The 12,812-nt window shown below is 55.8% G+C and carries 11 protein-coding genes, 1 tRNA gene and 1 rRNA gene; 4 read left to right on the top strand and 9 right to left on the bottom strand.

All coding sequences use genetic code 11. The features are described from left to right. The 5 genes from ASU33_RS20885 to ASU33_RS20865 all read right to left on the bottom strand — a co-directional run. Positions 1-97 (bottom strand): 16S ribosomal RNA (locus ASU33_RS20885); the annotation flags it as partial. Between the two features lie 521 nt (positions 98-618). Further along, a complete protein-coding gene (locus ASU33_RS20880; RefSeq protein ID WP_059072718.1) occupies positions 619-1,890 on the bottom strand; it encodes an adenylosuccinate synthase in 1,272 nt (423 codons plus the stop codon). Beyond that, positions 1,890-2,240 carry an STAS domain-containing protein gene (locus ASU33_RS20875; RefSeq protein WP_059072717.1) on the bottom strand — a complete coding sequence of 117 codons (351 nt, stop codon included), beginning with the start codon at positions 2,238-2,240 and terminating at the stop codon, positions 1,890-1,892. Before ASU33_RS20875 ends, ASU33_RS20880 begins: the two co-directional genes overlap by 1 nt. Next, the gene (locus ASU33_RS20870; RefSeq protein WP_059072716.1) at positions 2,237-2,707 is read right to left on the bottom strand and encodes a Fur family transcriptional regulator; all 471 of its coding nucleotides are present in this window, start codon (positions 2,705-2,707) and stop codon (positions 2,237-2,239) included. The genes ASU33_RS20875 and ASU33_RS20870 overlap by 4 nt, the downstream gene beginning before the upstream one ends. Before the next feature lie 82 nt (positions 2,708-2,789). Next, positions 2,790-4,997, bottom strand: coding sequence for a RelA/SpoT family protein (locus ASU33_RS20865; protein WP_059072715.1), 2,208 nt, complete (start codon positions 4,995-4,997; stop codon positions 2,790-2,792). Positions 4,998-5,239: 242 nt separating this feature from the next. Here ASU33_RS20865 and ASU33_RS20860 point away from each other — a divergent pair. The 4 genes from ASU33_RS20860 (at position 5,240) to clpX (ending at position 9,105) form a co-directional block, all read left to right on the top strand. After that, positions 5,240-5,324, top strand: a tRNA-Leu gene (locus ASU33_RS20860). A 126-nt stretch (positions 5,325-5,450) separates the two neighbouring features. Further along, on the top strand, positions 5,451-6,779 hold the full coding sequence (gene tig, locus ASU33_RS20855) for a trigger factor (RefSeq protein WP_059072714.1): 1,329 nt from the start codon (positions 5,451-5,453) through the stop codon (positions 6,777-6,779). Between the two features lie 132 nt (positions 6,780-6,911). Beyond that, on the top strand, positions 6,912-7,616 hold the full coding sequence (locus ASU33_RS20850; RefSeq protein ID WP_059072713.1) for an ATP-dependent Clp protease proteolytic subunit: 705 nt from the start codon (positions 6,912-6,914) through the stop codon (positions 7,614-7,616). Positions 7,617-7,878: 262 nt separating this feature from the next. Further along, positions 7,879-9,105, top strand: a complete 1,227-nt coding sequence (gene clpX, locus ASU33_RS20845; RefSeq protein WP_059072712.1) for an ATP-dependent Clp protease ATP-binding subunit ClpX — start codon at positions 7,879-7,881, stop codon at positions 9,103-9,105. A gap of 84 nt (positions 9,106-9,189) precedes the next feature. Here clpX and lpxB read toward each other — a convergent pair whose 3' ends face one another. The 4 genes from lpxB to ASU33_RS20825 form a co-directional block, all read right to left on the bottom strand. Then, positions 9,190-10,374: a lipid-A-disaccharide synthase gene (gene lpxB / locus ASU33_RS20840; RefSeq protein WP_350308185.1), complete on the bottom strand. Its 1,185-nt coding sequence runs from the start codon at positions 10,372-10,374 to the stop codon at positions 9,190-9,192. Positions 10,375-10,394: 20 nt separating this feature from the next. Next, on the bottom strand, positions 10,395-10,814 hold the full coding sequence (locus ASU33_RS20835; RefSeq protein ID WP_059072710.1) for a 6-pyruvoyl trahydropterin synthase family protein: 420 nt from the start codon (positions 10,812-10,814) through the stop codon (positions 10,395-10,397). An 86-nt stretch (positions 10,815-10,900) separates the two neighbouring features. Continuing rightward, positions 10,901-11,905, bottom strand: a complete 1,005-nt coding sequence (locus ASU33_RS20830) for a FecCD family ABC transporter permease (RefSeq protein WP_059072709.1) — start codon at positions 11,903-11,905, stop codon at positions 10,901-10,903. Next, positions 11,902-12,807, bottom strand: a complete 906-nt coding sequence (locus ASU33_RS20825) for an ABC transporter substrate-binding protein (RefSeq protein ID WP_059072708.1) — start codon at positions 12,805-12,807, stop codon at positions 11,902-11,904. Before ASU33_RS20825 ends, ASU33_RS20830 begins: the two co-directional genes overlap by 4 nt. Between the last annotated feature and the right edge of the window lie 5 nt (positions 12,808-12,812).

The following is a 12,812-nucleotide window of genomic DNA, read 5'->3' as shown; positions in this document are numbered from 1 at the left end:
CCCGTGCGCCACTGACGCATTGCTGCGCCCGTTCGACTTGCATGTATTAGGCCTGCCGCTAGCGTTCATCCTGAGCCAGGATCAAACTCTCCATTGTAAAAGTTTGTGTGCTGCTGTTCGCAGCGATTGTCCTAGCAATCTTTTGTCGCCGCCGCCCCGAAGGAACGGCGCATCCGACCAAATTAGTTTGTTCGATTCGCTTGCTTCGCCGCTTGCCGGGCGCCTCGCGGCGCCGCCCAGCGGCTACTACCTTGTCGTTTTCTCCACTCTCTCAAAGAACGTGCGAACACCGCTTGTGTTCGTGGCGCCGCGCCCAGCGCGGCCTCGTTTTCGTTTCGGGTTGCAAAGGTAAGCCGCGCTTTCCGGAATTTGCAAGCCCGTTGGCAACTTTTTTTTCGCCGCCCCGTTGACGGCTGGCCGGGCCCCAAGCCCGCCTTGCCCCGCCTCCGGTCGAAGCGGGCTGCAAAGGTAGCACCGCCGCTTCGCTTTATGCAAGAGCTTCGAGAAACTTTTTTTTGAAGCAGCTTACTCAACCGTTTCAGCTGGCCGTTTGCCGAACTGGGACGACAAAGGTAAGGCCCGCTCGAACAATGTCAAGCGGGCCCGCCAATTTATTTTTTAGTTGAGATGAAGAGTACTTGTGCGATCTGGTCCAACGCTCACGATTGTTACAGGCACATTCAATTGCTCCTCAAGGTACTGAACGTATTTAGCCAATTGGCTAGGCAAAGCATTAGCGTCCGAAACCTCATCGAGGTTGGTTCTCCAACCCGGCAACGCAGTGTATTCAGGAGTCAGTTCTTGTAGCTCCGCCAAATCGGGTAGTTGCTCGGTGAGCGTACCATCACCACGCTTATAGTGTGTGCAAACCTGAATTTCATCGAAATCAGAAAGAACATCGGCTTTCATCAAATGAATTTCGGTCACACCATTTAGCATAATGGCATACCGCAGGGCCGGAAGATCAATCCAACCACAGCGGCGTGGACGCCCTGTAGTAGAACCGAACTCGCGCCCGGCTTGCCGAATCTTCTCCCCTACCTCATCAAGAAGCTCGGTAGGAAATGGCCCGCTACCAACGCGCGTGCAGTAAGCTTTGCTAATACCGTATACCTTTTCTATGTAGCGCGGTGCAATACCTAGGCCGGTGCACGCCCCAGCTACAACCGTGCTCGAGGAGGTAACGAATGGATAGGTACCGAAGTCAATATCCAGCAGAGAACCTTGCGCTCCTTCAGCCAAAATGCGTTTTCCTTGGCTGAGGAGGTTGTTAAGCAGGTATTCGGTATCGGTAAGCTGCAACTGGCTTAGTTCTTCAACTGCCTCAAAGAAGGCGGCTTCGTCGGCCTCAATGCCAAGTTCGCGCTGGTGAAATGCAGCCAGCTGACGATGACGCTCCACGGTTTCTTGGTAGCGCTGTTTGAAATCGGCACGCAGAATGTCACCTACCCGAAGGCCCGTGCGACCAATCTTATCTTGGTACGTGGGCCCTATGCCTTTTAGCGTGGAGCCGATGCGCCCACCGCCACGGGCCTCTTCCCAAATACGGTCGAGTGCACGGTGCGAAGGCAGAATTAACTGCGCCTTTTTAGATATATATAGGTTGGCAGTAGCATCGACGCCGCGCGCTGTAAGCTTGCGGAGCTCTTCGCGGAACACCACTGGGTCGAGTACTACCCCATTGCCGACCACATTGATAATGTGTGGGTGGAAGATGCCCGATGGTACTTGGTGCAGTACGTGCTTGGTGCCGTTGAAAGTAAGGGTATGCCCAGCGTTAGGGCCACCCTGAAAACGAGCTACTACATCGTACGTGGGTGCGAGCACGTCCACGATTTTTCCTTTTCCTTCGTCGCCCCACTGGAGCCCGACGAGTACGTCTACTGGCATTAGTTGGCGTTTTTGAGCAGGCTGGTAGCAGCTGCTTCGTCGTCGGCGATGGTGAAAATGGAGGTAAGCTTGGTGAGAGCCAACATTTTGCGTGGGTGCTCGGCAGGGTTAATCAACACCAGCTCGCCACCACGACTGCGGAACTTGGTAAGGAGCGAAACCAGTACGCCAATGCCGGAGCTATTTACGTAGCGCACGTTGGACAGATCGACAGAGCACAGTTTTACGGCGTCGTCGCCTAGGTGTTGATCAACGGTTTGCAGGAGTTGTTGGGAATCGGGGCTGCCAATCAGGTCGCCGGTGAGGCGCACCGACAGGATGCCGTCTTGTAGGTTGGCGTCAGTTTTCATTCGGTGGTAGTACGAGCGGCTTTCGCGCGGCAGTCGCCGCAAATGCCGTAAAGATTTAAGGAGTGGTGCAAGATATGGAAGTTCAATAACTCGCCGACCATTGTCTGGATGCCGTGGATGCGAGGGTCGCAGAACTCTACCACCTTATGGCATTCGGTGCAGATGACGTGGTCGTGCTGCCTATAGCCGTAGGATTTTTCGTATTGCGCCAAGTTGCGCCCGAATTGGTGCTTGCTTACTAGATGGTGCTCAACAAGCAGATCCAAGGTGTTGTACACGGTGGCGCGGCTTACCTGAATGCCGCGCTCCTTCATGCCGGCGTACAGTTCTTCCACATCGAAGTGACCCGTGCGGGAATAAATTTCTTCCAGAATGGCATAGCGCTCAGATGTCTTGCGCAATCCCTTGCTTTCGAGGTAGGCGGTGAAGATCTTTTTTACCTCTTCGTATTTCTCAACATCAAGCATGTTCTGCTCTCTTATATACTACAGTGTGCTGGCATGTGCCACGACATGCCACATCAACTTTCAATCTGCTTGTTCGGCTGACTTAGGAACCAAAACGCTCCACGGAGAGCACGCCCCGCACGCGTGAGAGGCGTTGAATTAGTTTCTCTAAGTGAGCGGTGTCATTTACGAATACCATGATTTGACCTTCAAACATGCCATCGTCGGAGTCGATGGTGATAGACCGCATGTTCACCTTAAGGCTGTTCGAAATAATTTTGGTTACATCGTTTACCAAGCCAACCCGGTCGGAGCCCTTGATGCGGATACCAGCCAAAAATGCCAACTCCAGCTGATCCGTCCACTTAGCGCGTACAATGCGGTTGCCAAAGCTCGACATAAGACTGGTTGCTTTGGGGCACGAGGTACGATGTATCTCGATGCTCAGATCGGTTTCGAAGCCAAACACATCATCGCCCGGGATGGGATTGCAGCAAGTGGCAATGGTGTAGCGAATTGTGTCGGTCTTCTCCCCTATCACCAACATATCGGGCCGCACGCCGCGCAGCTTCTGTACCTCTTGGTCGAAGGCTTTTGGTTCGAGCATTGAGGGCAGTCGGGGAGCAGGAGCAGTTGCATCGAACAGGCTCTCCTTGATTTCGCGCCCATCGATCTGCCCGATAGCTAAGCGGTAGTAGAACTCGTGCAGATTATGCACCCCGAAGTGTGCCAATAAGCGGTTCATGTTATCGGGCGTTTGCTCGATACCTAGGAGCTCCAAGCGCTTCTCCACCAAAAACTTACCATCCTCGGCTTTGGCGCGCTTGTCGTCGCGCAGGAACTCACGGATGCGCGAACGAGCCTTGGATGTAGTCACATAACCCAACCATTCTTCGGTGGGCCGCTGCTTTTGCGAGGTCAGTATTTCTACTTGGTCGCCATTGCGTAAGCGGTAGCTCAGCGGCTCTAGCTTCTGGTTCACCTTAGCACCTAGGCACTGCAGGCCAATGTGCGTGTGGATTTCAAAAGCAAAGTCGAGGGCAGTAGCACCATCGGGCAGGATAATCAGCTTGCCTTTGGGCGTGAAGACGTAAACCTCCTTTACAAAGAGGTTCTGGCGGAACTCGTCCATAAACTCCAAGGCATTGGAGTTATTGGTTTCGAGCATTTCGCGCACCTTATTAATCCACGCCTCCAGCGAAGATTCGGGTTGCACGGCACCTGTATCTTTGTACTTCCAGTGCGCGGCGTAGCCTTTCTCGGCAATGTCATCCATGCGCCGCGAACGAATCTGTACCTCTACCCACTGGCCAGTTTGCGACATCACAGTGGTGTGTAACGACTCGTAGCCATTGGCCTTCGGCGTGCTCACCCAGTCGCGCAGGCGGTCGGGGTTGGGCTGGTAGAAATCGGTAACGATGGAGTACACGCGCCAGCAAGCAGCTTTTTCCTGCTCGGGCGGTACGTTCAGGATGATGCGAATGGCGAACAGATCGTACACTTCCTCAAAAGGAATGTTCTGTTTGCGCATCTTCCGCAGAATGGAGTAAATGCTCTTGGGCCGGCCTTTTATTTCAAAGTCAAACCCTTGCGCGCTCAACTCTTCTTCGAGCGGCGTTACAAACTCCTTAATGAAGCGGTTACGCGCACCACGGCTTTGGCGTACCTTCTGAGTCAGCTCCCGGAAAGTGTCAGTATCGGTGTACTTCAGGTGCAGGTCCTCCAGTTCGCTCTTGATGGCGTAAAGACCTAGGCGGTGCGCCAGCGGGGCGTAGAGGTAAATGGTTTCGGAGGCAATTTTGAGCTGCTTGTGCCGCGGCATCGAATCGAGCGTCCGCATGTTGTGCAGGCGGTCCGCGATTTTGATCAGAATAACGCGTACGTCTTCCGACAAGGTGAGCAGCATCTTGCGGAAGTTCTCGGCCTGCTCGGAGGTGCCGTAGTCGAACACGCCCGAAATCTTCGTCAGGCCATCGACGATGCGCGCCACCTTAGTGCCAAACTCGCGCTCCACATCGGAAATTTCCCAGGTGGTATCCTCCACCACATCGTGCAGCAGAGCTGCCACAATGCTGGTGGTACCTAGGCCAATTTCTTCCACCACAATCTGAGCCACAGCCAGCGGGTGCAAAATGTAAGGCTCGCCCGATTTGCGGCGCATGTCCTTATGCGCCTCCAACGAGGTATTAAATGCCTTTTTAATGAGTTTGGCGTCGCCTTCTTTCAGATAAGGCTTGGCCGTACGAAGCAGGCGGCGGTAGTGACGCAGGATTTCCTGCCGTTCTACCTCAGGATCTATAAGAGTTGCCATTGGCGAAAAAGCACTGCAAGCCGCTTGGGTAAGCGGCAGACGAAGGTACAAAAACCTCCTCCCTTAATTAAATCACTGGGCGAAGTGCAGCGTTTTGTGACTGCATCCCACACCCAAAGAGGCAATTGCACCTAGGGGTCTAACAAGAAAAAGCGGCTTGGCGTTGCCATCTTTTTTCAAGGATTTGATTTTCCGAGAACCTTGTTTAGCTTTGCGGCCCCGCGGCAGTCGGTTGCGGATATGCGGATGTGGCGAAATTGGTAGACGTGCCAGACTTAGGATCTGGTGCCGCAAGGCGTGTGGGTTCGAGTCCCTCCATCCGCACCACTCCCCCGCTGCTTCGGCAGCAACTCGATACAAGCCCTCAACTCCCCGGCCCCGGTGCGTTGGGGGCTTGTTGCCTTTTCATCTAACTGGGTTAACAGCCCGCTTACCTTTAACCTCCGACTCGTTTTGGACATTACCCTCGACAAGAAAGACGAACAGCAGGGCGCCCTGCTGACGGTGCGCCTCACCGAAGCTGACTACTCGGAAGCCGTAGAAAAGCAAATTAAAGAGACCAGCAAGCGGGCGCAGATCAAGGGCTTCCGTCCGGGCAAAGTGCCGGCAGGTCTGGTGCGCAAGATGTACGGCAAAGGCATCTTGGTAGACGAAATCAACCGTCTACTGAGCTCGTCGGTTGACGGCTACATCAAAGAAAACAACCTGCGTTTGCTGGGCGACCCGCTGCCCGTGCCCACCAACGTTGATTTCGACACGCAGAAGGACTTCGAATTCCAGTTTGAGCTGGGCCTGATTCCCGACTTCTCGCTGCCCACCGGCGACTCGTTTGAAGTAGAGCGCCCGAAAGTGGAGCTCGACCAGAACACGCTGGACGAAACTTACGAGCAGATTGGCCGTCAATTCGGCGAGAACACCAATCCCGAAACTTCGGAAGCCGGTGACTACATTTCGGGCCAGCTGAAGCAGGAAACCACGGAGTTTTCGCAGAAAGTGATGCTGCCCACCAACAAGGTGAAAAACGGCGCTGAGAAGTTTCTGGGCGTAAAAGCTGGGGACGTGGTGACTTTCGACCTGAAGGATGCTTTCGGCGGCGACGCTACCCTGATTTCGAACTTCTCGGGTCTCTCGAAAGAACTGGCTGCTGGCATTGAGGGCGAATACACCTTCGAGGTAGAGCAAATCCACCGTTCGGTGCAGGCTGAGTTCAACCAGGAGCTGTTCGACAAAGTGTTCGGTAAAGACGCCGTAACCTCGAAGGAAGATTTCGACGCGAAAGTGCGCGAAACCATCCAGGAGAACTACGACCGTGAGTCGGACAACTTGCTGAACCGTCGTCTGATCGACAAAATCGTAGCCGATACCGAAATCAACCTGCCCAAGGAATTCTTCAAGAAGTGGTTGGTAGCTGCCAATAAAGGCAAGCTGACGCCCGAGCAGGTAGAAGAGCACTACTCGGACTACGAGAAGGAGCTGAAATGGTCGCTGATCCGCAACAAAGTGGTGGAAGAGCAAGGCCTGAACGTGTCGAACGAGGAAATCCTCGACCGCACCATCAGCAAGATTCTGAGCCAATTCAACATGCCGGAAGTTTCGGACGAGCTGCGCGAATCGGTACGCGGTTTCGCCGATAACTACCTGCGTCAGGAGAACGGCAAGAACTACGTGCAGGAGTATGAAGCCATTCTGGCAGAAAAAGTACTCGACAACCTGCGCGGCCAGATTGTTGTTAAAGACCAGCCGATGACGGCCGAGGACTTCCGGAACCAACCGCAGGCGTAATTCGCCTCGGGGTTGATTCCCTCTAAAAAAAAGCCCTTACTTCGTCGGAGTAAGGGCTTTTTTCGTACCCTTTGCTCCCCGGCCTTGCGCCGGCATCATGCCGTACCAACCATTCTCCTACCCCTTCAGTCAATGCTGAACAAACAGGAATTCCGCAAATTTGCCGTTAAGGGCCAAGGCCTGAGCGGTTTGGGTGTCGATCAGTATCTGCACCACATCGAAGGCCAGAGCCGCCATTTCGTCACGAACATGACGCGTTCGGTAATTGAGGAGCGCCCCACGCGCTTTGCCGAGATTGACGTGTTCTCGCGTTTGATCATGGACCGCATCGTGTTCCTGGGCACGCCCGTCGACGATTACATTGCCAACATCATTACCGCGCAGCTGCTCTTTTTGGAGTCGGCTGATGCGAAAAAGGATATTCTGCTCTACATCAACTCGCCGGGTGGCTCGGTGTACGCCGGCCTGGGCATTTACGACACGATGCAGTACGTGGGCCCCGACGTGGCCACCATCTGCACCGGCCTGGCGGCGTCGATGGGTGCTGTACTGCTGGCCGGTGGCGCCAAAGACAAGCGCTCGGCCCTGCCCCACGCCCGCGTCATGATTCACCAGCCCTCCGGCGGCGTGCAAGGCCAGTCGTCGGACATTGAAATCACGGCTCGTGAGATTCTGAAGCTCAAGAAAGAGCTGTACGACATTTTGGCTAAGCACACCGGCAAAACCTACCAAGAAGTGCACGACAACTCCGACCGTGACTACTGGATGCGCGCCGATGAAGCCAAAGAGTACGGCATCATCGACGAGGTACTCGAGCGCCACAAGCTGGATAAGTAATTGCTTCAGCTCGGACGTGCGGGTTGCGCCACCTAGGCACCCCTCGCTACCCGCTTAGGTTCGTTGCTTTGCGAAATCCGACGAACTTCATGCAACCGTCTCATTCTGAATTGCAACTTCAGGCTGAGACGGTTGTTCTTTTTATAGAAGCTACTTGTATCGGCACTTTTCCGTGTACAAGGGGCGTTGCCGAATTCGTACCTTTGAGTCTGTATCCTCCTTATTAAGGCTGTACAGTTAGATTTTCGACTTTCCTTCGACAATGGCAGATATCACCTGCTCGTTCTGCGGCAAAAGCAAGCGCGAGGTTTCCATAATGATTTCCGGCATCAACGCCCACATTTGTGAGCGTTGCGTTGGGCAGGCGCAGCAAATACTGAACGAAGAGAACAAGATTCGTTCGAGTGCGAAGGCGCCGAAGTTCAACCTCGTGAAGCCCCGCGACATGAAGGAATACCTCGACCAATACGTGGTAGGCCAGGCTGAAGCAAAGAAGGTGCTGAGTGTAGCCGTATACAACCACTACAAGCGCCTGATGCAGAAGCCCACCGGCAAGGACGATGTAACGATTGAGAAATCGAACATCATCATGGTGGGCGAAACCGGCACGGGCAAAACCTTCCTGGCTAAAATGCTGGCTTCGGTGTTGCAAGTACCCTTCTGCATTGCCGATGCCACCGTGCTGACGGAAGCCGGATATGTAGGCGAAGACGTGGAAAGCATCCTGACACGCTTGCTACAAGCCGCCGACTACAACGTAGAAGCGGCTGAGCGCGGCATCGTGTACATCGACGAGGTAGATAAGATTGCCCGCAAGAGCGACAACCCCAGCATCACGCGCGACGTGAGCGGCGAGGGTGTTCAGCAGGCTATGCTGAAGCTGCTGGAAGGCACTACCGTAAACGTGCCCCCGCACGGTGGCCGCAAGCACCCCGAGCAGAAGATGATTACCGTGAATACGGAGAACATCCTGTTTATCTGTGGTGGCGCTTTCGTAGGTATCGACCGCATCATCAAAAGCCGCTTGAACACCAAGCCCCTAGGTTTTGCCAAGACGATGCTGGAGGAGAAGGTGGATACCAACAACTTCCTGCGTTACATCACGGCCCAAGACCTGAAGCAGTTCGGCCTGATTCCGGAGCTGATTGGCCGCCTGCCAGTGCTCACGCACCTGAACCCGCTCGACAAGGCCACGCTGCGCATGATTCTGACGGAGCCCAAGAACTCCATCCTGAAGCAATACCACCGCTTGTTCGAAATGGAGGGCATTAATCTGACCTTCACCGACGAGGCGCTGGACTACATCGTAGACAAAGCCGATGAGTACCGCCTAGGTGCCCGTGGTCTGCGCAGCATCTGCGAGAGCATCATGACGGACGCCATGTTCGACATGCCTTCGGTGACGGACACAACCGAATTGGTTATCGACCTCGACTACGCGCACGAGAAATTTGAGAAGTCGCCGCTGAAGCAGTTGCGTGCTGCCTAGGTTGGCAAATGCTTACCAACAAGAAGGGCTCCGGATCAGTTGATCCGGAGCCCTTCTTGTTTCGGCACCTAGGAGGCTAAGAGCCTAGCGCGTAAGCAAATAGCCAACCATCAGCTCGGCAGCTTTTTGAGCGGAGTTCTGCCGGCCCAGCTTTTCGCGGATTTCGCCGTAGCCGGTTTTCACCTCGGAAATGTATGCCTCGTCTTCGAGCAGGCGATGCAACTCGGCCACGAGGTTACGGGCATTGAATTCGCCTTGGATTAGCTCCTTCACCACCTGGCGGCCAGCAATCAGGTTCACCAAGGAAATGTAGGGCACCTTGATTACGGCCTTACCGATGCGGTACGAAATAGTGCTGGTGCGGTAGCAAACCACCTGCGGCACATCAAACAAAGCCGTTTCGAGCGTGGCAGTGCCGCTGGTCACGATGGCGGCTTTGGCGTGGCGGAGCAAATCGTAGGTTTGCTCGAACACGATGCGCACGTTGTTGCGCTCAAAGTGGTGATAGTAGGCTTTGTCGAGGTTCGAAACGCCAGCTACCACAAATTGGTAATCGAGGAACGGCGGCAGAATGCGCAGCATCTCGAACAGCATCTCCTCGATTTCCTGCTTGCGCGAGCCGGGCAGCACCGCAATAATGGGCCGCTGCGGGTCGAAGCCGTTGCGCTGGTGGAAGTCGGTTGGTGCGGGGTGCTCGTGCACAGCATCGGCGGTGGGGTTGCCGATGTAGTCAACCTCATAATCGAAGCGCTTGTAGAACTCCTGCTCGAAGGGCAGAATTACGAACATGCGGTCGACCAGTTGCTTGATCTTGTGCACGCGGCTCTGGTTCCAGGCCCAGATCTTCGGCGAAATGTAATAGAAAACCTTTATGCCGTGCGCTTTGGCAAACTTGGCCACGCGCATATTGAAGCCGGCGTAGTCGACTAAAATGAGCACGTGCGGCTTATTGGCTAGCAAATCCCGCTCAGCTTCTTTCAGGAAACGTCGAAACTTGAACACGCTGGTTGCTGCCTCTACGAAGCCCATAATGGCCATTTCATCGTAGTGGTGCACCAGCTCGCCACCGGCTTCTTTCATCATATCGCCACCCCAGCAGCGAAACTCCGCGGTAGAGTCTTGCTGCTTCAGGGCGCGCATGAGGCGTGCGGCGTGGAAGTCGCCGGACCGTTCGCCGGCAATCAGGTAGTACTTCACGTAGTTGAATTCTGAATTATGAATTCTGAATTCTGATGGCCTAGGCAGAATCCTGATTGACTCAGAATCCATAATTCAGCGTCCAGAATTGGTTACTCGCCGTAGTATTCGACGAAGTTGCGGGGCGTTTCGTAAATCTTAACGCAGTGGAGCTGCGCCGTGCTGGTGATGCTCGGTAACTCGCGCTGCAGAATCTCCCAGAAAGCCAGAGCCAGGTTTTCGGTGCTGGCCAGCTTGCCAGCCATAAAGGGCACGTCGAGGTTCAGGTTCTTATGATCGACGTGGCGCACGATATGCTCGCGGATGAGCACGCTGAGGGCTTTCAAATCGACCACAAAACCGGTTTCGGGGTCGGGCTGGCCCTTTACCGTAACGATGAGGTCGTAGTTATGTCCGTGCCAATTGGTATTGGCGCAAGGCCCGAACACTTCCTTGTTGCGCTCCTCGCTCCAGCTGGGGTTGTAGAGCTTGTGAGCGGCGTTGAAGTGCTCCTGGCGGCTGAGGTAAATCATTGGGAGGCGCTTAGAGACGGGGGAGCCGGAACACTCAGCCGCCGTGCTAGTACGTCGTTACCAAGTCGCGCCGGGTGCGCAATTCCTTAAGCTCCCTTTTTCCGCAGCAAATATACGAAGAACGGTACGCCGAACAGGGCCGTTATCAGCCCAACCGGCAAACCGGCTGGCGGGTACAGCCAGCGGGCTAGCAAATCGCAGGCCAGCAAAAACGTGCCGCCGAGCAAAGCACAGAAAGCCACGTTGAGTCGGCCCGTAACACCGAGCAACCCGCGGGTGATGTGCGGTACAATCAGGCCCACGAAGCCCAGCGGCCCGCACAGCGCCACTACCCCGGCCGTAATGCCGCTGGCGGCCAGGAGTAAGGTCCAGCGGGTGCGGCCCACATCAAGACCTAGGGCAGCGGCCCGCTCCTCCCCTAACATCAGGATATTCAAGTGACGCCGCAGCACCCAAGCCAAGCTTAGGCCGATGACTACCACAATGGCTGGCCCGGTAAGCAATGCCCAGCCAGCACGCTCCAGGCTTCCAAATGCCCACGACACGGCCGCGCGCAGCTGCGAATCGGTTTGGGCCTGAAATATGATGAGGCCACCTAGGGCGTTGAGCATGGAGGCTACAGCTACCCCGGCTAGGAGCAATTGCGCGGGAATGAGGCGGCCGCGCCGCGAGCCGATGCCGATGACCAGCAGGGTGGCGCCCGCGGCTCCGGCTAAGCTACCAATCGGCAAAATCCAGGGTGTGATGGTGCTAGCGGCCGGCAACAACACACTCACCACCAATGCACCTAAGGAGGCGCCCGAGGCCGTGCCGAGCAAGTACGGGTCGGCAAGTGGGTTGTTTACCATGGCTTGCATGAGGTAGCCGCTCAGAGCTAAGCCTCCGCCAGCCAGCAGGGCCAGCAACAACCTTGGCAAGCGCAGTTCGATGAGCACCAAGTGCGCTGGGTTGTCGGCATCGTAGCGCTGCAGGGCTTGCCAGAGCGTGGCATAATCGGCGCTTTCGATGCTGCCCAGGCGCATACCTATCAGCAGCAGCCCAAGGGCGGCTACTAGGGTAAACCCAAAAAGCAGCGGCGCACGACGGCTCATGTATTGGGGTGCAGCAAACGGTGTAGCTCGCGTACGGATTGGATAACGCGCGGGCTGGGGCGGGCCATCAGGTCGCCATCAACGGGGTACACCTGCCGCGTTTGGTAAGCCTTGATGCGGCGCAGCTCGGGGTACATGCGGAAAAACGTGCTATCGAGCTTGCCAAACCGCCCGCCGATGAGCACATCTGGGTTCAGCTTGAGAATGTATTCGCGGGTAAGCGCCGGGTAAGGCTGCGGAAACGAATCCTGCAGGGCGTTTTGGCCACCGGCCAGCCGGATTTTGTCGGTGAACAGGGTATTGCGGCCGTAGGCGTAAATGGGGTCGATCCAGGTTATGGCCAAGGTGCGCGGCTTGGGGCCGGCAGTGGTAGGCAAGCTGGCCAGTTCGCGGGTAAGCGAATCAGTGAGATATTCGGCTTGCGCTTCGCGGCCCAGGATGCGGCCTAGGTCGCGGAGGCCGCGGAAGATGTCCTCGACGCGGCGGTAACGCTGGTAGTACACCGGCACGCCCAACTGCTGCAGGCGGGCGGCATCGGCGGCGCTGGTCATGCCCTCAATTGTGAACACTACATCGGGATGCATGCCAACAATGGTTTCAAAATCGACGGGGTAGCTGTTGACTTTGGGCTTGCGCAGCGCCGCGGCCGGATAGTCGCAGGCTTGGGTGCGGGCAATGATGGTGTTGCTGTCGGCTACGGCGAAGAGCATTTCCGTCATGGAGGCCGCTAGGGCCATTACGCGTTTCGGGCGCGACGGGATGGTGACGGTGCGGCCTAGGTCGTCGGTGACGGTGATGCGCGCGGGCACCGCAGCAGCGGTTTTGGATGCGTTGGCCGAATCAGGAGCTTGGGAGCAAGCTGCCAGCGAAAGACCGAGCAACAGCGAGTACAGATAGCGCATGGCTA

The sequence above is a fragment of the Solirubrum puertoriconensis genome, assembly GCF_001483135.1.
GTDB lineage: Bacteria > Bacteroidota > Bacteroidia > Cytophagales > Hymenobacteraceae > Solirubrum > Solirubrum puertoriconensis.
This window is presented reverse-complemented; position numbering and strand designations above follow the sequence as displayed.

Bases quoted from the DNA above. Each gene is read 5' to 3' on its own strand.
- ASU33_RS20880 (WP_059072718.1), bottom strand. From the start codon at position 1,890: ATGCCAGTAGACGTACTCGTCGGGCTCCAGTGGGGCGACGAAGGAAAA.
- ASU33_RS20875 (WP_059072717.1), bottom strand. From the start codon at position 2,240: ATGAAAACTGACGCCAACCTACAAGACGGCATCCTGTCGGTGCGCCTC.
- ASU33_RS20870 (WP_059072716.1), bottom strand. From the start codon at position 2,707: ATGCTTGATGTTGAGAAATACGAAGAGGTAAAAAAGATCTTCACCGCC.
- ASU33_RS20865 (WP_059072715.1), bottom strand. From the start codon at position 4,997: ATGGCAACTCTTATAGATCCTGAGGTAGAACGGCAGGAAATCCTGCGT.
- ASU33_RS20850 (WP_059072713.1), top strand. From the start codon at position 6,912: ATGCTGAACAAACAGGAATTCCGCAAATTTGCCGTTAAGGGCCAAGGC.
- clpX (WP_059072712.1), top strand. From the start codon at position 7,879: ATGGCAGATATCACCTGCTCGTTCTGCGGCAAAAGCAAGCGCGAGGTT.
- lpxB (WP_350308185.1), bottom strand. From the start codon at position 10,374: ATGGATTCTGAGTCAATCAGGATTCTGCCTAGGCCATCAGAATTCAGA.
- ASU33_RS20835 (WP_059072710.1), bottom strand. From the start codon at position 10,814: ATGATTTACCTCAGCCGCCAGGAGCACTTCAACGCCGCTCACAAGCTC.
- ASU33_RS20830 (WP_059072709.1), bottom strand. From the start codon at position 11,905: ATGAGCCGTCGTGCGCCGCTGCTTTTTGGGTTTACCCTAGTAGCCGCC.
- ASU33_RS20825 (WP_059072708.1), bottom strand. From the start codon at position 12,807: ATGCGCTATCTGTACTCGCTGTTGCTCGGTCTTTCGCTGGCAGCTTGC.